This window comes from Streptomyces sp. NPDC046900, from assembly GCF_040644975.1.
Classification (GTDB): domain Bacteria; phylum Actinomycetota; class Actinomycetes; order Streptomycetales; family Streptomycetaceae; genus Streptomyces.
Genome location: NZ_JBEYXD010000008.1, coordinates 64,989 through 89,276, shown reverse-complemented (window position 1 = coordinate 89,276; position 24,288 = coordinate 64,989). Strand labels below are relative to the sequence as shown.

The 24,288-nt window shown below is 70.8% G+C and carries 21 protein-coding genes and 1 pseudogene; 14 read left to right on the top strand and 8 right to left on the bottom strand.

Features of this window, described 5'->3' with window-relative positions; genetic code table 11:
• Positions 1 to 26 precede the first annotated feature (26 nt).
• Positions 27 to 3,044, top strand: coding sequence for a glycoside hydrolase family 38 C-terminal domain-containing protein (locus tag ABZ904_RS10980; RefSeq protein ID WP_361822535.1), 3,018 nt, complete (start codon positions 27 to 29; stop codon positions 3,042 to 3,044).
• A gap of 307 nt (positions 3,045 to 3,351) precedes the next feature.
• On the opposite strand, the gene ABZ904_RS10975 is transcribed toward ABZ904_RS10980, so the two are convergent.
• Positions 3,352 to 4,086: a FadR/GntR family transcriptional regulator gene (locus tag ABZ904_RS10975; protein WP_359409157.1), complete on the bottom strand. Its 735-nt coding sequence runs from the start codon at positions 4,084 to 4,086 to the stop codon at positions 3,352 to 3,354.
• Between the two features lie 162 nt (positions 4,087 to 4,248).
• Between ABZ904_RS10975 and ABZ904_RS10970 the strand changes: the two genes are divergently transcribed.
• The 8 genes from ABZ904_RS10970 to ABZ904_RS10935 all read left to right on the top strand — a co-directional run bounded on the left by ABZ904_RS10970 (position 4,249) and on the right by ABZ904_RS10935 (position 12,157).
• On the top strand, positions 4,249 to 5,334 hold the full coding sequence (locus ABZ904_RS10970) for a sugar ABC transporter substrate-binding protein (RefSeq protein WP_360998018.1): 1,086 nt from the start codon (positions 4,249 to 4,251) through the stop codon (positions 5,332 to 5,334).
• Complete coding sequence (locus ABZ904_RS10965) at positions 5,331 to 6,830, top strand: sugar ABC transporter ATP-binding protein (RefSeq protein ID WP_360998016.1); 1,500 nt, start codon at positions 5,331 to 5,333, stop codon at positions 6,828 to 6,830. Before ABZ904_RS10970 ends, ABZ904_RS10965 begins: the two co-directional genes overlap by 4 nt.
• Complete coding sequence (locus tag ABZ904_RS10960) at positions 6,823 to 7,848, top strand: ABC transporter permease (RefSeq protein WP_359409163.1); 1,026 nt, start codon at positions 6,823 to 6,825, stop codon at positions 7,846 to 7,848. The genes ABZ904_RS10965 and ABZ904_RS10960 overlap by 8 nt, the downstream gene beginning before the upstream one ends.
• Before the next feature lie 77 nt (positions 7,849 to 7,925).
• Positions 7,926 to 9,266: an L-fuconate dehydratase gene (locus tag ABZ904_RS10955; protein WP_359409165.1), complete on the top strand. Its 1,341-nt coding sequence runs from the start codon at positions 7,926 to 7,928 to the stop codon at positions 9,264 to 9,266.
• A complete protein-coding gene (locus tag ABZ904_RS10950; RefSeq protein ID WP_360998014.1) occupies positions 9,263 to 10,018 on the top strand; it encodes an SDR family oxidoreductase in 756 nt (251 codons plus the stop codon). Before ABZ904_RS10955 ends, ABZ904_RS10950 begins: the two co-directional genes overlap by 4 nt.
• A complete protein-coding gene (locus tag ABZ904_RS10945) occupies positions 10,015 to 11,010 on the top strand; it encodes an aldo/keto reductase (protein ID WP_360998012.1) in 996 nt (331 codons plus the stop codon). Before ABZ904_RS10950 ends, ABZ904_RS10945 begins: the two co-directional genes overlap by 4 nt.
• Positions 11,007 to 11,321, top strand: coding sequence for an L-rhamnose mutarotase (locus tag ABZ904_RS10940; RefSeq protein WP_359409171.1), 315 nt, complete (start codon positions 11,007 to 11,009; stop codon positions 11,319 to 11,321). Before ABZ904_RS10945 ends, ABZ904_RS10940 begins: the two co-directional genes overlap by 4 nt.
• A complete protein-coding gene (locus ABZ904_RS10935; protein ID WP_360998009.1) occupies positions 11,318 to 12,157 on the top strand; it encodes an amidohydrolase family protein in 840 nt (279 codons plus the stop codon). Before ABZ904_RS10940 ends, ABZ904_RS10935 begins: the two co-directional genes overlap by 4 nt.
• Here ABZ904_RS10935 and ABZ904_RS10930 read toward each other — a convergent pair.
• A complete protein-coding gene (locus tag ABZ904_RS10930) occupies positions 12,145 to 13,569 on the bottom strand; it encodes a lipase maturation factor family protein (RefSeq protein WP_359409175.1) in 1,425 nt (474 codons plus the stop codon). The two genes, ABZ904_RS10935 and ABZ904_RS10930, sit on opposite strands and share 13 nt — an antisense overlap.
• Before the next feature lie 223 nt (positions 13,570 to 13,792).
• Here ABZ904_RS10930 and ABZ904_RS10925 point away from each other — a divergent pair, with 223 nt between their 5' ends.
• The 3 genes from ABZ904_RS10925 to ABZ904_RS10915 all read left to right on the top strand — a co-directional run bounded on the left by ABZ904_RS10925 (position 13,793) and on the right by ABZ904_RS10915 (position 18,248).
• Complete coding sequence (locus tag ABZ904_RS10925; RefSeq protein ID WP_360998007.1) at positions 13,793 to 15,187, top strand: DUF6777 domain-containing protein; 1,395 nt, start codon at positions 13,793 to 13,795, stop codon at positions 15,185 to 15,187.
• 78 nt (positions 15,188 to 15,265) lie between these two features.
• Positions 15,266 to 17,338, top strand: a complete 2,073-nt coding sequence (locus ABZ904_RS10920; RefSeq protein WP_361822527.1) for a SpoIIE family protein phosphatase — start codon at positions 15,266 to 15,268, stop codon at positions 17,336 to 17,338.
• Between the two features lie 49 nt (positions 17,339 to 17,387).
• Positions 17,388 to 18,248, top strand: a complete 861-nt coding sequence (locus ABZ904_RS10915; RefSeq protein WP_359409181.1) for a DNA-formamidopyrimidine glycosylase family protein — start codon at positions 17,388 to 17,390, stop codon at positions 18,246 to 18,248.
• A 44-nt stretch (positions 18,249 to 18,292) separates the two neighbouring features.
• Here the strand turns inward: ABZ904_RS10915 and ABZ904_RS10910 are convergent, their stop codons facing one another.
• The 6 genes from ABZ904_RS10910 to ABZ904_RS10885 form a co-directional block, all read right to left on the bottom strand.
• On the bottom strand, positions 18,293 to 18,949 hold the full coding sequence (locus tag ABZ904_RS10910; protein WP_360998002.1) for a zf-HC2 domain-containing protein: 657 nt from the start codon (positions 18,947 to 18,949) through the stop codon (positions 18,293 to 18,295).
• A 143-nt stretch (positions 18,950 to 19,092) separates the two neighbouring features.
• A complete protein-coding gene (locus ABZ904_RS10905) occupies positions 19,093 to 19,608 on the bottom strand; it encodes a hypothetical protein (protein ID WP_359409185.1) in 516 nt (171 codons plus the stop codon).
• Positions 19,609 to 19,744: 136 nt separating this feature from the next.
• Positions 19,745 to 20,290, bottom strand: a complete 546-nt coding sequence (locus ABZ904_RS10900; protein WP_360998000.1) for a sigma-70 family RNA polymerase sigma factor — start codon at positions 20,288 to 20,290, stop codon at positions 19,745 to 19,747.
• Positions 20,291 to 20,409: 119 nt separating this feature from the next.
• Positions 20,410 to 21,834: an amino acid permease gene (locus tag ABZ904_RS10895; protein WP_361822522.1), complete on the bottom strand. Its 1,425-nt coding sequence runs from the start codon at positions 21,832 to 21,834 to the stop codon at positions 20,410 to 20,412.
• A gap of 157 nt (positions 21,835 to 21,991) precedes the next feature.
• Positions 21,992 to 22,453 carry a universal stress protein gene (locus ABZ904_RS10890; RefSeq protein WP_360997998.1) on the bottom strand — a complete coding sequence of 154 codons (462 nt, stop codon included), beginning with the start codon at positions 22,451 to 22,453 and terminating at the stop codon, positions 21,992 to 21,994.
• A gap of 73 nt (positions 22,454 to 22,526) precedes the next feature.
• A complete protein-coding gene (locus ABZ904_RS10885) occupies positions 22,527 to 23,174 on the bottom strand; it encodes a class F sortase (RefSeq protein ID WP_359409193.1) in 648 nt (215 codons plus the stop codon).
• Positions 23,175 to 23,511: 337 nt separating this feature from the next.
• On the opposite strand from ABZ904_RS10885, the gene ABZ904_RS10880 reads away from it, so the two are divergent.
• On the top strand, positions 23,512 to 23,808 hold the full coding sequence (locus ABZ904_RS10880) for a hypothetical protein (protein WP_359409195.1): 297 nt from the start codon (positions 23,512 to 23,514) through the stop codon (positions 23,806 to 23,808).
• 235 nt (positions 23,809 to 24,043) lie between these two features.
• Positions 24,044 to 24,288 (top strand): annotated as a pseudogene (locus ABZ904_RS10875) (hypothetical protein); the annotation flags it as partial.

Sequence of the window (24,288 nt, the reverse complement as noted above, 5' to 3'; positions counted from 1 at the left end):
CGCACCCTCACCCCACGGAGCACCCCATGCATGACGACCGCACCCTGGTCGAAGCCCGCCTCAGGCGCGTCCTCGACGAGCGCATCCGCCCCGCCGTGTACCCCGAGTCCGTACCGCTCGAGGTGGCGGTGTGGCACGCGCCCGGCGAGCCCGTACCCGTCGCCGAGGGCCTGGCCGCCCCGGGCGAGCCGATCACGGTGGGCACACGCTGGGGCGCCCCGTGGGGCACGAGCTGGTTCCGGGTGACCGGGGCCGTTCCCGAGGCCTGGGCCGGCAGGACCGTCGAGGCCCTGCTCGACCTCGGGTTCGACGAGAACATGCCCGGCTTCCAGTGCGAGGGCCTGGTCTACCGGCCCGACGGCTCCCCGGTGAAGGGGCTCAACCCGCGCAACCAGTGGGTGCGGATCGGCTCCCCGGTCGAGGGCGGCGAGCGGGTGGAGCTGCACATCGAGGCGGCGTCCAACCCGGTCATCCTCGACTACCACCCGTTCCGGCCCACGCTTTTGGGAGACAAGGCGACCGCGGGCAGCGAGCCGCAGTACCGGCTGGAGCGCATGGACCTCGCCGTCTTCGACGAGACGGTGTGGCAGCTGGTGCTCGACCTGGAGGTGCTCGGCGAGCTGATGGCCGAGCTGCCGGTGGAGTCGGCGCGGCGCTGGGAGATCCTGCGCGCGGTCGAGCGGGCGCTGGACGCGGTCGACCTGCAGGACGTCGGCGGGTCGGCCGAGCGGGCCCGCGACCGGCTGGCCGGTGTGCTCTCGGTCCCCGCCGCCCCCTCCGCGCACCGCATCAGCGCCGTCGGGCACGCGCACATCGACTCGGCGTGGCTGTGGCCGCTGCGCGAGACGGTGCGCAAGGTGGCCCGTACGACGTCGAACATGACCGCGCTCATCGAGGACGAGCCGGAGTTCGTGTTCGCCATGTCGCAGGCACAGCAGTGGGCATGGGTGAAGGAGCACCGGCCCGAGGTGTGGGCGCGGGTGAAGAAGGCGGTGGCGGAGGGCCGGTTCGTGCCGGCGGGCGGTATGTGGGTGGAGTCCGACACCAACATGCCGGGATCCGAGGCGATGGCCCGTCAGTTCGTGCACGGAAAGCGCTTCTTCCTCGACGAGTTCGGCATCGAGAACGACGAGGCGTGGCTGCCCGACACCTTCGGCTTCGCCGCCGGGCTGCCGCAGATCATCAAGGCGGCGGGCTCCAAGTGGCTGCTCACGCAGAAGATCTCGTGGTCGCAGACCAACAAGTTCCCGCACCACACCTTCCTGTGGGAGGGCATCGACGGCACCCGGATCTTCACCCACTTCCCGCCCGTCGACACCTACAACTGCTCGATGAAGGGCAGCGAAATCGCCCACGCCGCACGCAACTTCAAGGACAAGGGAGTGGCCAGCCACTCCCTCGCGCCCACCGGCTGGGGCGACGGCGGGGGCGGCACCACGCGGGAGATGGTCGCGAAGGCGGCGCGCCTGCGCGACCTCGAGGGCTCGGCGACGGTGGTGTGGGAGACACCGGAGGCGTTCTTCAAGAAGGCGCAGGAGGAGTACCCGCACCCGCCGGTCTGGGTGGGCGAGCTGTACCTGGAACTGCACCGCGCCACGCTCACGAGCCAGGCGAGGACCAAGCAGGGCAACCGGCGCAGCGAGCACCTGCTGCGGGAGGCCGAGCTGTGGGCGGCGACGGCGGCGGTGCGGACCGGCTTCGCTTACCCCCACGAGGACTTGGACCGCATCTGGAAGACGGTCCTGCTGCACCAGTTCCATGACATCCTGCCCGGCTCGTCGATCGCCTGGGTGCACCGGGAGGCGCGGGCGACCTACGACCGGGTCGCCGGGGAACTGAACGGGATCATCGAGGCGGCGCAGCGGTCCCTGGCCGGTGAGGGCACGGTGCCGCTGGTGTTCAACGCGGCCCCGCACACCCGCGCCGGGGTACCGGCCGGCGGCGCGGGCACACCCGCCGCCGCGGGCGAGGTGTCACTGACGGCGCGGCCGGACGGCGGCTTCGTGCTGGACAACGGGCTGCTGCGGGTGGAGATCGACGCACGGGGACTGGTCGTCTCCGCGTACGACATCGAGGCCGAACGCGAGACGGTCGCACCCGGGCGGGCCGCGAACCTGCTGCAGCTGCACCCCGACTTCCCGAACCAGTGGGACGCCTGGGACGTGGACGCCTTCTACCGGAACACGGTCACCGACCTGGTGGACGCGGATGAGATCGCCCCGGGTGAGGACGGCGGGTCGGTCCGCGTCGTACGGTCCTTCGGTGCCTCCCGTGTCGTCCAGGTGCTGTTCCTCGCACCGGGGGAGAGGCGGCTGGAGATCGACACCGAGGTCGACTGGCATGAGACGGAGAAGTTCCTGAAGATGGCGTTCCCCCTGGACGCCCACGCCGAACGGTACGCCTCGGAAACCCAGTTCGGGCACTTCTTCCGGCCCACGCACACCAACACCTCGTGGGAGGCGGCGAAGTTCGAGGCGTGCAACCACCGTTTCGTGCATCTGGAGGAGCCGGGCTGGGGGGTGGCCGTGGTGAACGACTCGACGTACGGCCACGACGTGACCCGGACGGTGCGGGAGACGGACTCCGGCACGACCACGACCGTCCGGATCTCCCTGCTGCGCGCCCCGCGCTTCCCCGACCCGGAGACCGACCAGGGCCTCCACCGGTTCCGGCACGCGCTGGTGCCGGGCGCGTCGATCGGGGACGCGGTGCGCGAGGGCTGGCGGATCAACCTGCCGGAACGGCGGCTGACCGGCGCGGCCGAGGTGCCGCCGCTGGTGACGGTGGCTCAGGACGCGGTCGTGGTCACGGCCGTGAAGCTGGCCGACGACGGCAGCGGCGACGTCGTCGTACGGTTCCACGAGTCCCGCGGCGGCCGTACCCGGGCCACCCTCACCGCGGACTTCGACGTGGCGGCGGTGGTGGCGACGGACCTGCTGGAGCGGCCGCTCACCGACGCGCCCGTACCGCATCGCGAAGGCAGCCGGATCACGCTGCGGCTGCGCCCGTTCGAGCTGGTGACGCTGCGGCTGAAGCGGGCCTGAGGCGGACGTGGGGCACCGCGCGCCCGGCGCGCGGTGCCCCACCGGGAGCCGTGTGGGAGCACCGCCGGGCGAACCACCCCTGCGGCCCGGCGCGTCGGCGCTACGACGAGGCAGCCGAGAGCTGCCGCGCCGGACTCCTGCGGCCCGGCGCTACGACGAGGCAGCCGAGAGCTGCCGCGCCGGACTCCTGCGGCCCGGCGCTACGACGAGGCAGCCGAGAGCTGCCGCGCCGGACTCCTTCTCCGCGCTGTGGCCATCCGGATCCGCAGCCTCCCGCGAGCCCAGCGACCGCGACCGAAGACTGCGCCTAGGGGCCGAGTTGTGCCCGCAGCCACTGCTCGACCTCACCCACGTGCGCGGCCGCGGCCGCCCGTGCCGCCTCCGGATCGTGGGCGACCAGGGCCCGGTGGATCGCGGCGTGCTCGCGGCGGGTACGGCTGAAGGCGCCCTCTTCCTGGTAGCCGCGCCAGACGCGGGCGCGGAAGGTGCGTGAGGACAGGCCTTCCAGGATCGCCGCCATGGTCTCGTTGCCGGCCGCCGCCGCGATCTCGCGGTGGAAGGCGAGGTCGTGCGCGAGGATCTCCTCAGGGTCGTCCGTCGCGTTCATCGCCGTCAGGTGCTTCTCCACTTCGGCGAGCTGGTCGTCGGAGATCCGGGCCGCCGCCAGTGCGGTCGCGGTCGACTCCAGGATGCGCCGGACCTCCAGCAGCTCGACCAGACGTGGCCCGCGCGAGAGGTCCGCGACCACGCCGAAGGTCTCCAGCAGGTCGCCCGCCTCCAACTGGGTGACATAGATGCCCGATCCGTGCCGGGCCTCCAACACGCCGAGGACCGTGAGCGCACGGATCGCCTCCCGCATCGAACTGCGGGAGATGCCCAGTCGAGCCGCCAGATCGCGTTCCGTCGGCAGCCGCTCGCCCGGTTCCAGCCGGCCCCCGGCGATCATCGCCTTGATCTGCTCGATGGCGCGTTCCGTCACGGTGCCCTTCTGCGGAGCGGCCGCCGTGCTCTCCGGTTCCGTCCCGGTCGGTGTCTCGTCCACGCCACTCCTCCTGTCGCCGTGCGCCGCAGTCTAACCATCGATGTGGTCCGACCACTATGGCCGAAAGGCGGGAAAACTTGGCACCCAAGGGTGTTGTAGCGGCTGAGTGGTCTGATAAGTATGCGGGCAACTGCTCGATCACGCTCGATGAGGAGCCGACAGATGGCCGGCAGTACTGTGCGGAACGGAAGGCAAGACAGGCGGATCTCCCCGTGGGCGGTGCGCGCGACGGCCGCGGCCGCCTGCTGCACCCTGGCGCTCACGGCATGCGGCAGTACCAAGGACAGCGGTTCCTCCGGTGCCGGTGGCGGTGGCACCGGCAAGGTCGGAGTGATCCTGCCCCTGCTGACCTCGCCGTTCTGGCAGTCGTACAACGACTACGTGCCCAAGATGGCGAAGTCGGAAGGCGTCGACGCCCTGGGGACCGTCAACTCCAACAGCGACCCCTCGCAGCAGATCACCGACATCAACAACGAGCTCAACCAGGGCGTGAAGGGCCTGGTCGTCGCCCCGCTGGACAGCGCCGCGATCCAGGCCGGACTCGACCAGGCGGAACGCAAGGGCGTCCCCGTGGTCGCCGTCGACGTCGCGCCCGACAAGGGCAAGGTCGCGATGGTGGTGCGTGCCGACAACGTCGCCTACGGCGAGAAGGCCTGCGAATACCTCGGACAGCACATCACCAGCGGCAAGGTCGTGCAGATCATGGGCGACCTCGCCTCCGTCAACGGCCGGGACCGTTCCGAGGCGTTCCGCTCCTGCGTGAAGAAGAAGTACCCCAAGCTGACGGTCCTGGAGATCCCCGCCAAGTGGGAGTCCGACACCGCGGCATCCAAACTCGACACCCTGCTGAACGCCAACCCCGACATCAAGGGGATCTACATGCAGGCCGGCGGTGTCTACCTCGCGCCCACCCTGCAGACCCTCAAGTCCAAGAACATGCTGAAGGCGGCCGGTCAGAAGGGCCATATCGTCGTCGTCTCCAACGACGGGATCCCGCAGGAGTTCGACTCCATCCGCAAGGGCGAGATCGACGCCACGGTCTCCCAGCCCGCGGACGCCTACGCCAAGTACGGCATGTACTACATCAAGGCCGCGATGCAGGGGAAGACGTTCAAGCCCGGCCCCACCGACCACGACTCCGAGATCGTCAAGCTGCCCAGCGGCATCCTGGAGGACCAGCTGCCCGCCCCGCTGGTCACCAAGGACAACGTCGACGACCCCAAGCTCTGGGGCAACACGGTCAAATGAGCACCCCACTCGTTGAGGCGCGGGACATCGTCAAACGGTACGGTCCCACCGTCGCTCTCCAGGACGGGCAGCTGACCGTGTTCCCCGGCGAGTCCCACGCCCTCGTCGGCCGCAACGGCGCCGGCAAGTCCACGCTCGTCAACGTCCTCACGGGCCTCCAGGCCCCCGACGAGGGCACGGTCCGTTTCGACGGCGATCCCGCGCCCGCGCTCGCCGACCGGGACGCCTGGCGCCGCAAGGTGGCCTGCGTCTACCAGAAGCCCACGGTCGTACCGGAGTTGACGGTCGCCGAGAACCTCCTCATCAACCGGCAGCCGACCGGGCGTGGCGGGCTCATCAGCTGGCGCAGGCTGAAGGCGGAGGCGGCCGAGGTCCTCGCCACCTGGGACGTGCGCGTCGACCCGGACGCACGCACCGCCGATCTCAAGGTCGAGGACCGCCAGATGGTGGAGATCGCCCGGGCGCTGAGCTTCGGCGCCCGCTTCATCATCCTCGACGAGCCGACCGCCCAGCTCGACAACCGCGAGATCGAGCGCCTGTTCAGACGTATGCGGGCGCTTCAGGACTCCGGTGTCACCTTCCTGTTCATCTCGCACCACCTCCAGGAGGTGTACGAGGTCTGCCAGACCGTCACGGTCCTGCGTGACGCCCGCTGGATCACCACCGCCCCGGTCGCGGACCTGCCCCGCGCCGCCCTGGTGGAGGCCATGGCGGGGGAGAGCCTGGCGGAGCGGGCGACGGCGATCGCGCGGGACGCCGTGCCCGACGACGCGCCGGTGGCCCTCGAAGCGCAGGGGCTCACCGCCCCGTCGTACGAGGACATCGGCTTCAGCGTCCGCCACGGCGAGGTCGTCGGGCTCGCCGGGTCCAGCGGCAGCGGGAAGATCGAACTCGCCGAGACCCTCGCCGGACTGCACACCCCGACCGGTGGTACGGCCCGTCTCGACGGCCGGCCGCTTCCGTTCGGCGACGTACAGGCCGCGCTCCGGGCGGGGGTCGGATGCGTGCCCCGGGACCGGCACGAACAGGGCCTCGTCGCCGGGATGACCGTCGGCGACAACGCGACCATGAGCGTCCTCGGCCGCCTCGGCCGGTACGGGTTCGTCGGCAGCCGGCGCAAACGCGCCTTCGCCACCGATCTGATCGAGCGCCTCGACCTTCACGCCGAGGGGCCCGACCAGCCCGTGTCGGACCTCTCCGGAGGCAACGCGCAGAAGGTCGTCATGGCGCGTGCCCTGGCCTCCGACCCGCGTCTGCTCGTCCTGATCAATCCCACCGCGGGTGTCGACGTGAAGTCCAAGGAGTCGCTGCTGGCCCGGATGGACAGCGCGCGTGAGGACGGCACCGCCGTGCTCGTGGTCTCCGACGAACTCGACGACCTGCGCCGCTGCGACCGCGTCCTCGTCCTCTTCCACGGCCGGATCGTCGCCGAGCACCCGGCGGGCTGGCACGACCACGAGCTGATCGCCTCCATCGAAGGAGTGGACCATGGCTGACACCAAGGCCCCGCCGCTCACGCCCGTCCCGGTCACCGGCCCCCGCTCGGCCAAGGCCGTCCTGCTCCGCAGGGCCCGTGAACTCGCCCTGGTCCCGGCCCTGTTGCTCCTGCTGGTGCTGGGGGCTTTCGTCAACGACTCGTTCCTCACCGAACGCAACATCGTCTCGATCCTGGGCGCCTCCGCGGCCCTCGCGATGGTCGTGCTCGCCGAGTCGCTCGTCCTGATCACCGGCAAGTTCGACCTGTCTCTCGAGTCGGTGGTCGGCATCGCGCCGGCGGTGGGCGCACTGCTCGTGCTGCCCGCGGCCCAGTCGGGTTGGGGTACCGAGTGGCCCGCCGGGCTCGCGCTGGTCGCGATCCTCGTCGTCGGCGCGGCGATCGGCGCCTTCAACGGCATCCTCGTGGTGAAGTTCAAGCTGAACGCGTTCATCGTCACTCTGGCCATGCTGATCGTCCTGCGCGGCCTGCTGGTCGGCGCGACCAAGGGCAAGACGCTGTTCGGGATGCCCGACGCGTTCTTCACCCTGGCCACGACGACCTTCCTGCGCGTCCCGATGTCGGTGTGGCTGGCGGCGGTGGCCTTCGCGGTCGCCGGTCTCTTCCTGCGCTACCACCGCGTCGGCCGCGCCCTGTACGCGATCGGCGGGAACGCGGACGCGGCCCGCGCGGCCGGTATCCGCGTCGAGCGCGTGATGCTGGGCGTGTTCGTCGTCGCCGGCTGCCTCGCGTCCGTCGGCGGGATCATGCAGACCGGCTATGTGGGCGCGATCAGTGCCAACCAGGGCAACAACATGATCTTCACCGTGTTCGCGGCGGCGGTCATCGGCGGCATCAGCCTGGACGGCGGCAAGGGCACCATGTTCGGCGCCCTGACAGGTGTGCTCCTCCTGGGCGTCGTACAGAACCTGCTCACCCTCGCGCAGGTGCCGTCGTTCTGGATCCAGGCCATCTACGGCGGAATCATCCTGGTCGCCCTGATGATCGCGCGCGTGACGACGGGCCGTGCCCAGGACTGACCCTCCTCGTTGTCGTACAGCGCCGTACGACAAGCCACATCGTGTACGACCCAGTGCTCCGGACCGAAAGGCCTCCTGTGTCCCCAACTGCCGCCCGTGTCGTCGCGGTCGACACCTTCGACATCCGTTTCCCGACCTCCAGGGAGCTCGACGGCTCCGACGCGATGAACCCGGACCCCGATTACTCGGCCGCCTATCTCGTGCTGCGCACCGAAGCCGCCGAAGGGCTCGAGGGTCATGGATTCACGTTCACCATCGGGCGGGGCAACGAGGTCCAGGTCGCCGCGATCGAGGCGCTGCGCGGACATGTGGTCGGACGGGACGTGGACACGATCTGCGACGATCCGGGATCGCTGTTCCACGATCTGATCGCCGACAGCCAGCTGCGCTGGCTCGGGCCCGAGAAGGGCGTGATGCACATGGCGATCGGGGCGGTGGTGAACGCCGTGTGGGACATGGCCGCCAAGCGTGCCGGCAAGCCCTTGTGGAAGCTGCTCGCCGAGGCCGACCCGGAGTGGCTGGTCCGCCAGATCGACTTCCGCTACATCACCGACGCGCTCACCCCCGACGAGGCGTTGGACCTGCTGCGCCGCGGCAAGGAGGGCGCCGCGGAGCGAACCGCCCGGCTGCTGGAGCGGGGCTACCCTGCCTACACCACGTCACCGGGATGGCTGGGCTACAGCGACGAGAAACTCACCCGACTGGCGGCACAGGCCGTCGACGACGGGTTCCGGCAGATCAAGCTGAAGGTCGGCGCGGACCTCTCCGACGACATGCGCCGCTGCCGGGTCGCCCGGTCCGTCGTCGGCCCGGACATCCGTATCGCCGTCGACGCCAACCAGCGCTGGAACGTCGACCAGGCGATCACCTGGACCAGTGCGCTCGCGGAGTTCGATCCGTACTGGATCGAGGAGCCGACCAGTCCCGACGACGTCCTCGGCCATGCCGCGATCCGCAAGGCGGTGACCCCGGTGAAGGTGGCCACCGGCGAACACGTGCAGAATCGTATCGTCTTCAAGCAACTCCTCCAGGCCGGCGCGATCGACGTCCTGCAGATCGACGCGGCCCGCGTCGGGGGCGTCAACGAGAACCTCGCGATCCTGCTGCTCGCCGCGAAGTTCGGGGTGCCGGTCTGCCCGCACGCGGGCGGGGTCGGACTGTGCGAGCTGGTGCAGCACCTGTCGATGTTCGACTTCGTCGCCCTCTCGGGCACGACCGACGACCGTGTCATCGAATACGTGAACCATTTGCATGAGCACTTCCTCGACCCGGTGGCGGTCAGGGAGGGGCACTACATCGCGCCCACCGCGCCGGGCTTCTCGGCGGTGATGCGTCCTGAGTCCATCGCGCAGTACACCTTCCCCGGCGGCACCTTCTGGGCCGCCGACCTCGACGGCAAGAAGGGGCATGCGGCATGAGCGACTTCGAGGGTCTCAGGGTCCTGGTGACCGGCGGGGCCTCCGGCATCGGCCGGGCCACCGCGGAACTGCTGAGCGAGCGTGGCGCCCAGGTGGCCGTACTGGACCGCGATCCCTCATCGGTGGACAAGCCGCTGCGCGCCTACCGGGCCGATGTGACCGACGACGCCTCGGTACGCGCGGCCGTGGCCGCCGCCGTCGCCGACCTCGGGTGCCTGGACGTCCTGGTCAACAACGCGGGCATCGGCGCCCAGGGCACCGTCGAGGACAACGACGACGAGGAATGGTGGCGGGTGCTCGACGTCAACGTCCTGGGCATGGTCCGCGTGGCCCGCGCCGCGCTGCCCCATCTGCGCGAGTCGGCGCACGCGTCGATCGTGAACACCTGCTCCATCGCGGCGACGGCGGGGCTGCCGCAGCGGGCGCTGTACAGCGCCAGCAAGGGAGCCGTCCTCTCGCTGACCCTTGCCATGGCCGCCGACCACGTCCGCGAGGGCATCCGCGTCAACTGCGTCAATCCCGGTACGGTCGACACTCCTTGGGTCGGCCGGCTCCTCGACGCCGCCCCCGACCCGGTCGCCGAACGCACCGCGCTCCAGGCCCGCCAGCCCACCGGGCGCCTGGTCAGTGCCGACGAAGTGGCCGGCGCCATCGCCTATTTGGCCAGCCCGCTGTCCGGTGCGACCACCGGCACCGCCCTCGCAGTGGACGGCGGCATGCAGGGCCTGAGACTGCGACCGGCGGGCCGGTGAGCGCGCTCGGCCGCAGCGCCGTCGAGGTCGGCCCCCTCGCCTTCGGCGGCGCCGCCGTCGGCAACCTCTACACCGAGGTCGGCGAGGAGCAGGCGTACGCGGCGGTGCAGGCCGCCTGGGACGCCGGGATCCGCTACTTCGACACCGCCCCGCACTACGGTCTCGGTCTGTCGGAGCGCCGCCTCGGCGCCGCCCTGCGCGAACATCCGCGCACCGGGTACACGGTCTCCACCAAGGTGGGCCGCCTGCTGGAGCCGACCGGCGCGGGCGGCGACGACCTGGCGAACGGCTTCGCCGTACCCGCCACCCACCGCCGCGTCTGGGACTTCAGCGCGGACGGCGTCCGACGCAGTCTGGAGAGCAGTCTCGAGCGGCTCGGCCTGGACCGGGTGGACGTCGTCTACCTCCACGACCCGGACGACCACGCCGAGCAGGCCTTCGGTGAGGGCTATCCGGCGCTGGAGAAACTGCGCTCCGAGGGCGTGGTGGGCGCGATCGGCGCGGGCATGAACCAGGCCGAGATGCTCACCCGGTTCGTCCACGACACGGATGTGGACGTGGTGCTGTGCGCGAGCCGGTACACCCTGCTCGACCAGCGCGCACTGGCCGGGCTGCTGCCCGCGGCGCTGGAGCGCGGCGTGTCCGTGGTCGTCGGCGGCGCCTTCAACTCCGGCCTGCTGGCCGATCCGCGGCCGGGGACGACCTACAACTACGCCAGCGCGCCGGAGGAGTTGCTGGACCGCGCGCTTCGGCTGCAGGCGCTCGCGCAACGGCACGGCACCACGCTGCGGGCCGCGGCGCTGGCGTTCTGCTCCGCCCATCCGGCCGTGGTGAGCGTACTGGCCGGGGCGCGCTCGGCGCCCGAGGTCCTGGACTGCGCGGAGCAGTTCGCGGCCGGAGCACCGGCCGCGTTCTGGCAGGAACTGAAGGACGCGGACCTGCTGCCTGCCGACGCCCCCGTCCCCGAGCCCCACGCCGAGGAGCCGTCATGAGAGTCGCTCTGCACACGAAGGTGCGTGCCGACCGTATGGAGGAGTACGAGGCCGCCCATCGGGAGGTGCCGAAGGAACTGACGGCGGCGATCCGCGCGGCCGGGGTCACCTCCTGGACGATCTGGCGCAGCGGGACGGACCTCTTCCACGTCCTGGAGTGCGAGGACTACGCGCGGCTGCTGGCCGAGCTGGAGAAGCTGCCGGTCAACGTCGCCTGGCAGGCGCGGATGGCGGAGCTGCTCGACGTCGTGCACGACTACTCGAGCGACGGCGCGGACGCCGGCCTGCCCGTCGTGTGGGAGCTGCCGTGACCGTCGACGCCCACCACCATGTGTGGGACCTCGCCGTCCGCGATCAGGACTGGCTCACGGGGCCCGGACTGGCACCGCTACGGCGGGACTTCACCGTCCTTGACCTCGAGCCCGAGGCGCGCGCGGCCGGCGTCGACCGGACCGTGCTGGTGCAGACGATCACGGTGGCCGAGGAGACCCCGGAGTTCCTGGCCCTGGCCCAGGAGCACGAACTCGTCGCCGGAGTCGTCGGCTGGACCGACCTCACGGCACCCGACGTCGCCGAGGCCCTGGCCCGGCTGCGCGAACTGCCCGGCGGTTCGTATCTGCGCGGGATCCGCCACCAGGTCCAGGACGAACCGGACCCGGAATGGCTGCTGCGCGCCGACGTACGGCGCGGGCTGGCCGCGGTCGCCGATGCAGGTCTGGTGTACGACCTGGTCGTCCTGCCCCACCAGCTTCCCGCGTGCGTCAAGGCGGCCGCCGCGCTGCCCGGGCTGACCTTCGTCCTGGACCACCTGGGCAAGCCGCCGATCGCCTCCGGTGCCCTTGAACCATGGGCGTCGGACATCAGAGACCTGGCCGTCCTGCCCAACGCGGTGTGCAAGCTCTCGGGGATGGTGACCGAGGCCGCCTGGAAGGAGTGGAACCCGCAGGACCTCCAGCCGTACGCCGACACCGTGCTGGACGCCTTCGGCCCGGACCGGCTGATGTTCGGTTCGGACTGGCCCGTGTGCACGCTGGCCGCCACATACGCGGAGGTGTCGCGGACGGCCCGGACGCTGACGCTGGGCCTCGGTGACGACGAGCGTGCGATGGTCTTCGAGGGCACCGCGGCCCGGGTCTACCGGCTCTGAGCCGCTGGGACGGAGAGCCGGGTCGGCGGCATGAACTCGCGCACGTAGGTCCGCTTCCAGCACGCCCCCGTCTCCCGCAGTTCCCGCCAGCTGGTGTACTGGTAGCGGAACAGCCGGGCGCGTACGTAGCGCGGAGGCGCGTCCGGCGGGAACGGGGAGCGGCGCAGGAGCCGCAGCGTGTCGCGGTCGTTCTCCAGGAGGCGTTCGACCAGAGCGCCGAACCAGGCGCCCGCGTACGCGGGGGAGAGCGCCACGAACCACATCAGCCAGTCGAGCCGCAGGTGGTACGGGGCGTACTGGCGCGGCCAGCGCCGGGGATCGCCCGGTTTGCCCTTGAACTCGTACTCCCGCCAGTCGGAGTCCTCACGCGGCGCGTCGTCCGCCGTGCCCTCGATCACCACCTCGTACCGCACACGGCTGACGCTGCCGAACGCGCCGTAGGTGTTCACGAGGTGCAGGGGGTCGAAGGAGCGGTTCATGATCTGGGCCCGCGAGATCATGTTGCGCACCGGGTGGTAGCTGAGGGCGACCAGACCTACGGCCACCACCAGGACCACGACCTCGTACCACAGCGGCGGCCCGGCGGGCTTCGCGGCCGCGGACGGGAACTGAACCGCCGACAGGGCCAGTACGATCGTGATCCAGTTCAGCCAGGCGAAGTTGCCGGACAGGACCAGCCACAGCTGGGTGACGATCATCAGGGCGGCGGCGGCCGTCGCGATCGGCTGCGGGGTGAACAGCAGCACCGGAACGACCAGTTGGGTCACATGGTTGGCCGCCACCTCGACCCGGTGCAGCGGCCTCGGCAGATGGTGGAAGAACCAGCTCAGCGGGCCCGGCATCGGCTGCGTCTCGTGGTGGTAGTCGAGACAGGTCAGCTCGCGCCAGCAGGCGTCCCCGCGGATCTTGATCAGTCCGGCGCCGAACTCCACCCGGAACAGGATCCAGCGCAGCAGGAACAGCACGACGATCGGCGGGGCCACCGTGTCGTTGCCGAGGAAGACGGCCACGAACCCGACCTCCAGCAGCAGCGACTCCCAGCCGAACGAGTACCAGGTCTGGCCGACGTTGACGATCGACAGATACATCGCCCAGAGAATCAGCCAGATGACCATCGCCGCCCAGAGCGGCACTTGATGGTCGACTCCGGCGATCAGCGCCGCGGACAGCGCGCAGCCGGTCCACGCCCAGACGGCGAAGAAACGGTCGGAGTAATGAAAGTGGAAGACGCTGGGCGCGTGCTTGAAGGGGAGCCGGGCGACATAGCGGGGCACCGGCAGCATCCCGCGCTCCCCGATCAGCGCGCGGAACTGCAGCGCGGCCGTCAGAAAGGCGAAGAGGTACACGACCGCGAGAGCCCGCTGGAAGACCAGCCGGCTCATCCAGTACTCCGGCGCGACGAACCAGTCCACGGCGACCGCTCCTCTCCGTTCAGTGTGCCCGAGTACCCCGTGTGGAGGCGGAGGGGCTCGTGACTCTGTGTACACCACTGTTCGGCTTGCGTAACCCAAGTGAGTGGCGCAGAGAATGAGGGACGAATCGCCTTGGACGAAACGGGAGAAACCGGTGAAGACGTCCATCCACTCGCGAAAGGCACCCCTCAGGACACCCAGGAGCTCCGCCGGGAAGCGGAACGTGCCCGCCAGGGCCTTCGCTGCCGTAGGCACCCTGTCGGCGACCGCCCTGCTCTGCGCCGGATGCGCGGGCGCGGACTCGATATCCGCCGTCCCGACCGGCGGTGAGGTCTTCCTCCAGCCGGTCGAGGCGAGCGATCCGGACTCCTTCACCGACTCCACCGTCAGATCCGCCGCCTCGCCGCGTCCCGTCACCCGGCTGCCGGAGCCGACCGTGGACGAAGCGCTGTCGGCGGCACGCTCGGTCTCCGGCGCGACGCCCGGCCTCTACGGCGGCACCCGGTCCGCTCCCAGCTGTGACATCGAGCGGCAGATCGCCCTTCTGACGGCCGACGCCACCAAGGCCCGGGCCTTCGCGCAGGCGGCCGGCATCGACCAGGCGTCCCTGCGCGACCGTCTGCGCGGACTGACCTCGGTGGTCCTGCGCGCCGACACCCTGGTCACGCTGCACGGCCTCCGCGACGGACAGGCGACCGCCCGGCAGTCCGTCCTGGAGGCCGGAACCGCCGTCCTCGTCGACAACCGCGGTGTGCCCCGCGTGCGCTGTGCCGGCGGCAACCCCATCAGCGAACCCGCACGGTTGCAGGGCACCCCCGCCATCCAAGGCCGTCCCTGGTCCGGTTACCGGCCCGGGCAGGTGGTCGTGGTGACCCCGGCCCCTCAGATCATCCTGAACATCATGATCATCAACATCGAGGACAAGGACACCTGGATCGAGCGCCGGATCGGCGACGACGGACGCCGGGACGTGGTCGTACCACCGCCGCCCGGGCGCGACTCGGGGTCGTCCGAAGACAGGATGCGCACGCCCGACACGGAGGACACGCGGACCGAACAGCCCGAGGAGCACGCGGACGAGTCCGAGGAGGTTCCGGACGAACGCGATGCGCCACCGCTCGACACACCCTCCCCGAGCGGGACGGGCGCCGCGCCGTACGAGAAGAGCCGGTTGCCGGCGCGGTCCGGGCTCGACTGTGTGACGCCGGGCGCGACCGTGACCGTCGCGCCGAAGGGGCAGCCGTCGCAGTCCGGGCAGTCCCCGGCCGAGACCACCAAGCGGGGCGACGACTGCGCCGCCCCCACCATCGTCGCGGCTCCGTCGTCGGCCCCCTCCGGCTCGGGCACACCGTCTGCCACGGCGGCCGCGCCTCCGGCCGCCGCGACGGCTCCGGCGGCCTCCCCGACGGCCGACGCACCCCCGGTTTCCCCCTCGGCTCCGGCATCCCCTCCCTCCGCCCCGGACGCGTCGGCCTCCCTGCACTCGCCGGGCGAGGACACGGGCCCCGCGGGCGTGCCCGAGACGTCCGGCGTGGCTGACGGAGGCGGTCCGGTCCCCCAGGCCACCGGCACCGAGAGCCCTCTGCTGGACAGCCCGGCCCGGATACTCGGCCACTGAACCGGCGGCGTACCGGCAGGCCCGCGGGACAGAGGGGCAGAAGTCGAATATTCGGGTAAATCCTGGCAAGGTGGCCCCATGGTTGATCAGGGAGCGGGCGCCCTGTCACTCCCGAAGGACTGGCCCGACCACCCGGATCCGATCCTGGCGCTCAACCAGATGGGCAGCTTCGACTGGGACCTGGACACCGGGCTGTTCCACATGGACGCCCTGGCCCACGAGATCTTCGACGTGCGCCTCGACGAATACGACGGCCGCCCCGAGAGTCTCTCCGCACGCATCCCGCCGACGGAGTTCGAGCGTCTCGACGCCCTGATCTCCCGGGCCATCAAGGACGGCAGCGAGAACTACGGCACGTACTTCCGCGTCCGCCACCGCGACGGCACCCTGCGCTGGGCCCACGCCCAGGGCCACATCCGGCGCGACGGGACGGGCAGACCGCGCCGGATCATCGGCATCGTCCGCGACGCCGCGCAGGAACTGCGCGAAAGCCGGACCCGCACCGAGCAGACGACCCACGACGAGGCCCTGCGCCGGCAGACGGACGTCGTCCAGATCACCAGCGCGGCGCTCGCCCAGGCCCGCACCGTCCAGGACGTCATCGACGTCCTCAAGGACTGTCGCGGCCTCACCCACCTCGGTGCGACCAGCCTCGTCGTGGGACTGGTGGAGGCGGGCCGCCTCCGGCTCGTCGTCCAGGGACCCGCGGGCAGCTCCGTACCGGGCACGCTGGTCACCCGTATCGACGAGCCGTACCCCATGAGCGAGGCGGTGCGCACCCTCACCCCGCGGTTCATCGAGTCCCCGGAGGAGTTCGCCGAGCGCTATCCCGTCCTGTGGCCGAATCTGACGAACCTGCGCATCACCTCGGCGGCCTATCTGCCGCTGATCGTGCAGGCACGGCCCATCGGTGGCCTGGGCCTGCTGTACGACGACCGGTACGGCTTCACTCCCGAGGAACGCAACATCCTCATCGCGCTCGGCGGCAGCATCGCGCAGAGCCTGCAGCGCGCCATGTTCTACGAGCAGGAGAAGGACCTCGCCCAGGGGCTGCAGCAGGCGATGCTGCCCCGCTCCATCCCCTGCGTGCCCGGCGCCGACATCGCCGTCCGCTACCGCGCCGGTGCCCTCGGCCGGGACATCGGGGGCGACTGGTACGACGTGATCCTGCTGCCCGGCGGGCGGGTCGGCGCGGTCATCGGCGACGTCCAGGGCCACGACACGCACGCGGCCGCGGTCATGGGCCAGCTGCGCATCGTGCTGCGCGCCTACGCGGCCGAGGGCCACACACCGGCCACCGTGGTCGCCCGCGCCTCGGTCTTCCTCAAGGAACTCGACACCGAGCGCTTCGCCACCTGCCTGTACGCCGAGGCCGATCTGTCCACCGGAGTGGTGCAGGTGGTCCGCGCGGGCCATCTGGAGCCGCTGGTGCGGCTGCCCGGTGGCGGCTGCCGGCTCGTGTCCATCGAGGGCGGGCTTCCGCTCGGGCTGTCCGCCGAATTCGACCGCCTCGAATATGCAGTCACCACCGTCGAGCTGAGGACCGGCGAGACCCTGCTGCTGTGCACCGACGGCCTGATCGAAGAGCCGGGCGCCGACATCGACGACGGCATGATGATCCTGCGGGACCTGGTCTGCGCCGGCCCGGACGATGTGCGCGACCTCGCCGACCTGCTCATCGACGTGGCCGAGGAGCGAGGTGGCGACGACGACGTGGCCATCCTGCTGCTGCGGCGCGGGTGTCTGTACCAGCGGTCCGGCGGACGCCTGCAGCAGCACGTGGAGCCCGGCGACCCGGACGCGCTCACCGAGGCCCGCCGCGCGATCCGCGCCGCCGTGAGCGCCTGGGGGGTGGCCGAGCGGTCCTCGGAGATCGAACTGGTCGCCAACGAGCTGATCACCAATGTCCTGCTGCACACCGAAGGCTCGGCCACCGTCACCCTGCGGATCGTCACCGGGCACGACCGCAGGCTCCGCGTGGAGGTCGAGGACACCTCCAGTGCCCTGCCCCGGCGCCGGGAGGCGAGCGAGGAGTGCGTCTCGGGCCGCGGCCTGCTGCTCGTCGACCGGCTCACGGACGTGTGGGGGGTGGAGCCGAGGGGCTATGGAAAGGTCGTGTGGTGCGAGTTCCTGGTCCCGCGACGCGGCTGACACCCAAGGACGGGGCGCGTCGCCGGCGGCAGATGGCACTCTGGTACACATGCCGGAACTGCCCGAGGTCGAAGCGCTCAAGGATTTCCTGACCGAGCACGTCGTCGGTCACGAGGTGGTGCGGGTGCTGCCCGTCGCCATCAGTGTCCTGAAGACGTACGACCCGGCGGTCAACGCCTTCGAGGGCCGCACCGTCACCGCGGTCGGCCGGTACGGCAAGTTCCTCGGCCTGGAGGCCGACGGACTGCACTTCGTCACCCATCTGGCCCGCGGGGGCTGGCTCCAGTGGAAGGACCGCCTGCCCGACGGCGTGCCCCGTCCAGGCAAGGGCCCGCTCGCCCTCCGGGTCGCGCTGGAGACCGGTGAGGGCTTCGACCTGACGGAGGCGGGCACCCAGAAGCGGCTCGCCGTGTACGTCGTACACGATCCGCAGGAGATCCCGGGGATCGCCCGGCTGGGCCCGGACCCGCTCGCCGCCGACTTCGACGAGCAGCGGCTCGCGCGGCTCCTCGCGGGCGAGCGCCGGCAGATCAAGGGAGCACTGCGCGACCAGAGCCTGATCGCGGGTGTCGGCAACGCCTACAGCGACGAGATTCTGCACGCGGCGAAGATGTCCCCGTTCAAACTGGCCGCGTCGTTGTCGCCGCAGGAGACGGGGCACCTGTACGAGGCGCTGCGGACCACCCTCACCGAGGCGGTGGAGCGCTCGCGGGGTCTGGCCGCCGGCCGCCTCAAGGCGGAGAAGAAGAGCGGCCTGCGGGTTCACGGCCGCACGGGGGAGCCGTGTCCGGTGTGCGGGGACACCATCCGCGAGGTCTCCTTCAGCGACTCCTCGCTGCAGTACTGCCCCACCTGCCAGACGGGCGGCAAGCCGCTCGCAGACCGCCGGTTGTCACGGCTGCTGAAGTAGCGCGGGCTGTCGGCGGCGGGACACCGGCGCCCGGTCCTACCCGATCAGCGGGACTTCAGTGTGACCAGGTGCTGCCCGTCGCTGGTGCGCACCTCGAAGCGGTCGATCTGCCCGGACTGCAGCGCCGAGCCCCCTTGCATGGAGGTCGCCTCGCCGTCGTCCGAGGGCACCATCCAGCTCGTCACCGTGTGCTCCGTGCCGTCCTTGCCGATCACCACCAGCCGGCACGGGTGCGGTCCGGACTTGTCCTTGACCGTGACGTCGACCTGACTGCCCCAGAGCCGGTCCTGTGTGGTGATCTCCGCCCACACGCCCGTGTCGGGGTCGGTGGCGCTCATGGCCGTGGCCGCCGAGGGCGAGCCGTGCCCGGTCGCCAGCGCGGCTGCCGGCGCGCCGACCGCGAACACCGCGGCGGCGGCGACCGCGTACAGCCGGCGCCTGCGCTCGTTGCGGTGCTTGGCCGTGACCTCCTCGAGCAGCCGCTCCAGCAGGCGCGGCCCGGGGGCCGCGAAGGGATGCACGGACCGCGGGGTCGCTTGGCGGTACAGCATCAGCTGTCGTGCCGCGGGGCGGAACTCGCTCACGTGTGCCGTGCAACTGGGGCACTCCATGAGGTGGTCCTCGAAGCGAAAGGCTTCCGCTTCGTCCAGCACGCCGAGCGCGTAGGCACCGACGTCGCGATGGCGTTCCAGGGACCTCATACCAAATCCTCATGCCGGTGAGCGGGGTGGGGGTGGTGTTGCTGTTGCTCACCGGTACGGACCTGACGGCTGAATCACTCAAGGCCGTTACCGAATCGCGGCCAAGACATTCGGAGCCGTCGGGTCTGCGGATTGGTCCGTGCTCAAAAAAGATGGATGGCGAGATGCCCGAGGGGGAGTCCCAGCTGCCAGGCCGGCGTCCAGACCTTGGGACCGTCGTCCTCGCCGACCACGGCCGCGCCGCCGGGCACCGCGTCAAGGTCAGGGGCGAGCAGCTCGGTCTCCTCCAGCCAGCGCCAGGCCGCCGACGCCAGCTCCAGATCCGGTGCGGGGCCTGCCGTCGCGACCGCCTCGGCGGTCAGCTCGGCCATCCGCTCGCGCACCCAGTCCTGCCAGGGCTGGTCGTACGCCGTCAGCGAAAGCCAGGTCTCCAGCTGTGAGACCACCCGGATCCCGGACAGCTCGCCGCCGGTGTCGGACAGGAAGATGGTCAGTGCCAGGGCGTCACGCCCGGCGCGGAACTCGAAGGACGTCGGCGGCATGAGGTCGCCGGTCCGCAGCAGTTCGTCCGCGATGTACTCGGCGTAGAGCCACGCCATGGGGACGGCCAGTTCACCGCCGCCGGTGCCGTCCGTGCTCTCTTGGCCTCTGTGCAGCATCCCTTCCTGCCTTCCTCCGGTACGTGCGCGTCGCCCGAACCCGGGCCCCCAGTCCCGAACACGGATGAGGCAAGCTGAGTGCTCAACCATGGTCCGCAGCAAGGCGCTTTACGGAGGCTTGACTCGGCCTTCGGTTTCACCGCAGCTCGGCCGCGTAACCCGGCAAAACCCTGCGCAGGGCGCGCAGGGCGTAGTACGCGCGAGACTTCACCGTACCGGGCGGGATTCCCAGGGCCTCGGCAGCCTCCGCCACACTGGCCCCCTGGAAGTACACCTGCACCAGCACATCCCGGTGCTCGGGCGTGAGAGTCTTCACAGCCTCGCGTACGTCGAGCATCGCGGCGGACCGTTCCGCGTGGTCGGTAATCACCCGGAGGTTCTCCAGCACGGCGTCCCCGACCTCTGCGGGACGCGCCTGGCGGGCCCGCCGGGCGTCGATGGCGAGCCGTCGGCCGACCGTGAGCAACCACGGGCGCACGGAGTCGAAATCGTGTGCGCGCAGGGCCTCGGGGTGCTGCCAGGCGCGTACGAACGTCTCCTGCAGCAGATCCTCGGCGCGCTGGCGGTCGCCGTCCGAGAGCCTGAGCAGCAGGGCGAAGAGGGGGCGGCCGTGCTCGCGCTGCAGCTCGGCCAGCTCGTGCTCGGCGGTCGTCCCGGTGCGGGTGGTGGTTCCGGCCGTCATGCGCGTATGGCAACGCGCCGCACGCCGCCCGGACAGGTGCGCGACCGGGCTGTGCGGTGGGCGGTCGCTGTTCATCGGTGAACGGTGCGGCGAGCGGTCGGCCGGGGAGCGGTGACGTCTCACCGCGACGTGCCGGTCCCGGCCAGCTCGGAGTGCTTGTAGGAGTAACCGAAATAGACGACCTGGCCGATCGCGAACCACACGGCGAAGCGCACCCAGGTCTGCCACTGCAGGAACGTGATGAGCCAGAGCGAGAAGACCACGCCCAGCGCCGGCACGAACGGCATCCACGGCGTGCGGAAGGTACGCGGCAGGTCCGGCTGCCGGTAGCGCAGCACGATCACCGCCACGCACACCACGACGAACGCCAGCAGGATCCCGATGTTGGTCAGTTCGGCCGCCTCGGAGATCGGCAGGAACCCGGCGATGACGGCGGAGGCGGCCCCGACGATCCAGGTGACACGCGTGGGGACATGACGTGTGCGATGCGTCTTCGCGAACCACTTCGGCAGCAGCCCGTCCCGGGACATCGAGAACCACACCCGGGTGACGCCCAGCATGAACGTGAACATCACCGTGAGGATGCCGACGATGGCGCCGAGCGCGATCAGATCCGCGAGACCGCCGAGGCCCACCGACTTGAACGCGCTGGAGAAGCCGCTCTCCTTGTCGATGTGCTTGTAGTTCTGCATGCCCGTCAGCACGAGGCAGGCCGCCACGTACAGAACCATCGCGATGCCGAGCGAGTACAGGATCGCCTTCGGCATGTGGCGCTGCGCGTCCTTGGACTCCTCGGCCGCGGTGGACATCGCGTCGTACCCGAAGACCGCGAAGAAGACGGTCGCCGCACCGGTGAACGCACCGCCGACGCCGTACGGGAAGAACGGGTGGTAGTTGGCGGTGTCGATGTGGAAGACGCCGACGGCGATCACCAGCAGGACGACGAGGACCTTCAGGGCCACGACCGTCGTCTCGAAACGGGCCGCGTTGCGGATGCCGAGATTCAGCAGGCACGCGATCAGCAGGCACAGCACGACCGCGAACAGGTCGACCCGGTGCCCGGCTCCGGTGCCCGGCGCGCCCAGCATCCAGGCCGGCAGATGAGCGCCCATCTCCCCGACGAGGAAGCCGAAGTAGCCGGAGATGCCGATCGCCACCACCGCCACGATCGCCGTGTACTCCAGCAGCAGATCCCAGCCGATGAACCAGCCGGCGTACTCGCCGAGCACCGCGTAGCCGTATGTGTAGGCGGACCCCGCCTTGGGGATGAGGCCCGCGAACTCGGCGTACGAGAGTGCGGCGGCCGCGCTGGCCACGCCCGCGATCAGGAAGGACACGAGGACCGCGGGACCCGCCGTGCCGTTGGCGACGGTACCGGCCAGGGTGAAGATGCCGGCCCCGATGATCCCGCCGACACCGATGGCGGTCAGCTGCCACAGCCCGAGTGAACGGTCGAGCCGGGTGCCCTCACGGGCCTCCGTCTCCTCGATGTGCTCGATGGGTTTGCGGCGGAGAATCCCCTCGCCCACTTTGAGCCCGGCCATGAGCCTCACCTCTTCGCAGACGGCAATCTGCTGACGGCGGATCATGATGGCGCAGAGAGGCGAAGGACGGAAGACGGCGTGCATGCCCTCGCGCCCGGGCGCGACCACTCATGGCCGCCGCCTCGCGGGCGGGTCCGGCCCCGCCGGGAGGCTGTTTCTACGGTACGACCGTGACCGGCCAGCGCCCCGCCTTCACCAGCCGGATCGCCACCGAGCCGACGATGCGGTGGCCGGCCTGCTCGGAGGCGCCCACCACGACCGCGTCCGCCTTCAGCTCGTCGGCCGCCTTGACCAGCCCGTTGAAGGGGTCGCCCCGGAAGGTGTGGAACTCCCAGCGCACCTCGAATATGTCCTTGACCCGCTCGGTGGCCTCGCGGATGTACTTCACCAGGTCCTCGGCGATCGCGTCGGTCGTCTCGGCGACCGGCACCCCGAGTGCCGCCCCCGCCGCCATCACCGGCTGCACGTACACGACCGCGAGCAGCGCACGCTGCCGCCTGGCCAGTCCGCCGGCGTAGGCCGCGGCCCGGAGCGAGGAGTCGGAGCCGTCCACCCCGACGACGATGACCTTGGGCCCGTCGGTGCCGCGCTCGAACCGATGCGAGTGCTGTTCCTTCACGGCAGTGAGGCTATCGGAAGTCGCAGGTCCGGGGCTGTGCGGGCGGCGGGGGAAGCCATGCGGCCGGCCCGGCTCAGCGCACCTGGACCAGGCGGGCGAAAACCACCACGTTCCCCGCGTAACCGTGCTCCTCGGAGAATCCGCCGCCGCATGTGATGACACGCAGTTCCGGGGTGCCCTTGCTGCGGTAGACGCGTGCGCCGGGGAAGTGCGCCTTGTCGAAGACCTCGTTGCCGTAGGTCTCGAACACGGCGGTCTTCCCGTCCAGGCGCCGGACCTCGATGCGGTTGCCCTGCCTCAGGGAGCCCAGTCCGTAGAAGACGGCGGGCCCTTCCTTGTTGTCCACATGCCCCACGATCACGGCCGTGCCCTTCTCACCGGGCGAGACCCCGCCCGTGAACCAGCCCGCGAGGTTCGGGTCCTCGGACGGCGGCGCGCTCACCCAGCCGGACGCGTCCAGGCCCACCGGCATGACGGGGGCATCGACCTGGATCGCCGGGATCCGGACGCGGCTGACCACGGAATACGTCAGGGGGGCGGGAGTCCTGGTGGGGCTCTGGGTGCCGCTGGTACCCGGGGCCGCCGCGGAGGCCGGCTGCGGCGGGCCCACGTGCAGCACGCCCGATCCGTTGCGCACGAGAGCGAGGCCCGTCAGCAGAACGAGGGCCATCACGCCCCACGGGGCGCGCTTCTCCTTGCCGGCCGACTCGGACGCAGACATTCGCGATTCCCCTCTCCACGCGGCCGTCACCGCGTCCGTCACGCAACAAGAAGAACGCTAGGCGCAGCGAACTGTGTGAGCGACGGGGAGAGAGCGAACGGGTGGCGGAGGGCGGTTCCGCGGTACGCCGTCCGAGTTGCCCGGATCAGCCGCATTTCTGACACGTCGTGAACTACGGGGACGTCAGCCCGGCCGTCCGGTCCGCCGCTTGTCCTCTCACCGGGTCGGGCCACCCCCGACATGCGCTCGCGCGTATCCCGTTCGAGGGTTCGTCGAGGAGGTGCTTTCTCCCATTCGACCGGGGGACGGTCCCCGGGGCGCCTCCCGCGGAGGCCTCATGCATACCAGTGCTGCCCTGGCGGTCAGTGCCATCGCGGCCGCGGCTCTCGGGTTCGCCGCACCAGCGGCCATGGCCCGGGACGAGCCGGATACCGCCGTCGCCGCGCCCGGTCAGAGAACCTTTCTCCCGCCGGACGCCGTCCTCGGTACAGGGGACGCGGTCCGCCGCGGTGCCGACGGCACGTCCTCGGGCGCCACGCCCACCGACATGGCGATCGGCGGCAGCCTGGTGGCGGCGGCGATCATCGCGGGCGGGGTGGTGTGGTGGCGTGGCCGGTCGGACGACGAGAGCTGATCCTGGCCCGGATCCCGAGCCTGCTCCGGCACCAGAACAGACCGCACCCCGGAACCCGATGGGCTCCGGGGTGCGGTCGGTCGAGGGGCGGCGGTGCGCGTCAGGACCCGGATGCGCTACGCCGGCGTGTCATGCGCCAGGCCGCGCCGACCGTGCCCGCGATGAGCGCTGCGCCAAGACCGATCTTCTTCGGGTCGAAGCCGCCGGCGCTGCCCCCGCCGCCTGCCTGCACGCCGTGCTGTTCGTATCCGCCTCCGCCCCCGTTCCCGCGGTAGCCCCCGCCGTTTCCGACGCCGTATCCGTTTCCGACGCCGTATCCGTTCCCGATCCCGTATCCGTTCCCGATCCCGTCTCCGACGCCGCATCCGTTTCCGACGCCGCATGCGTTTCCGACGCCGTATCCGTTCCCGATCCCGTATCCGTTCCCGATCCCGTCTCCGACGCCGCATCCGTTTCCGACGCCGCATGCGTTTCCGACGC

Excerpts from the sequence above, each read along its gene's own strand:
- ABZ904_RS10980 (WP_361822535.1), top strand. The coding sequence starts at position 27 with ATGCATGACGACCGCACCCTGGTCGAAGCCCGCCTCAGGCGCGTCCTC.
- ABZ904_RS10970 (WP_360998018.1), top strand. The coding sequence starts at position 4,249 with ATGGCCGGCAGTACTGTGCGGAACGGAAGGCAAGACAGGCGGATCTCC.
- ABZ904_RS10965 (WP_360998016.1), top strand. The coding sequence starts at position 5,331 with ATGAGCACCCCACTCGTTGAGGCGCGGGACATCGTCAAACGGTACGGT.
- ABZ904_RS10960 (WP_359409163.1), top strand. The coding sequence starts at position 6,823 with ATGGCTGACACCAAGGCCCCGCCGCTCACGCCCGTCCCGGTCACCGGC.
- ABZ904_RS10950 (WP_360998014.1), top strand. The coding sequence starts at position 9,263 with ATGAGCGACTTCGAGGGTCTCAGGGTCCTGGTGACCGGCGGGGCCTCC.
- ABZ904_RS10940 (WP_359409171.1), top strand. The coding sequence starts at position 11,007 with ATGAGAGTCGCTCTGCACACGAAGGTGCGTGCCGACCGTATGGAGGAG.
- ABZ904_RS10920 (WP_361822527.1), top strand. The coding sequence starts at position 15,266 with ATGGTTGATCAGGGAGCGGGCGCCCTGTCACTCCCGAAGGACTGGCCC.
- ABZ904_RS10915 (WP_359409181.1), top strand. The coding sequence starts at position 17,388 with ATGCCGGAACTGCCCGAGGTCGAAGCGCTCAAGGATTTCCTGACCGAG.
- ABZ904_RS10910 (WP_360998002.1), bottom strand. The coding sequence starts at position 18,949 with ATGAGGTCCCTGGAACGCCATCGCGACGTCGGTGCCTACGCGCTCGGC.
- ABZ904_RS10905 (WP_359409185.1), bottom strand. The coding sequence starts at position 19,608 with ATGCTGCACAGAGGCCAAGAGAGCACGGACGGCACCGGCGGCGGTGAA.
- ABZ904_RS10900 (WP_360998000.1), bottom strand. The coding sequence starts at position 20,290 with ATGACGGCCGGAACCACCACCCGCACCGGGACGACCGCCGAGCACGAG.
- ABZ904_RS10895 (WP_361822522.1), bottom strand. The coding sequence starts at position 21,834 with ATGGCCGGGCTCAAAGTGGGCGAGGGGATTCTCCGCCGCAAACCCATC.
- ABZ904_RS10885 (WP_359409193.1), bottom strand. The coding sequence starts at position 23,174 with ATGTCTGCGTCCGAGTCGGCCGGCAAGGAGAAGCGCGCCCCGTGGGGC.
- ABZ904_RS10880 (WP_359409195.1), top strand. The coding sequence starts at position 23,512 with ATGCATACCAGTGCTGCCCTGGCGGTCAGTGCCATCGCGGCCGCGGCT.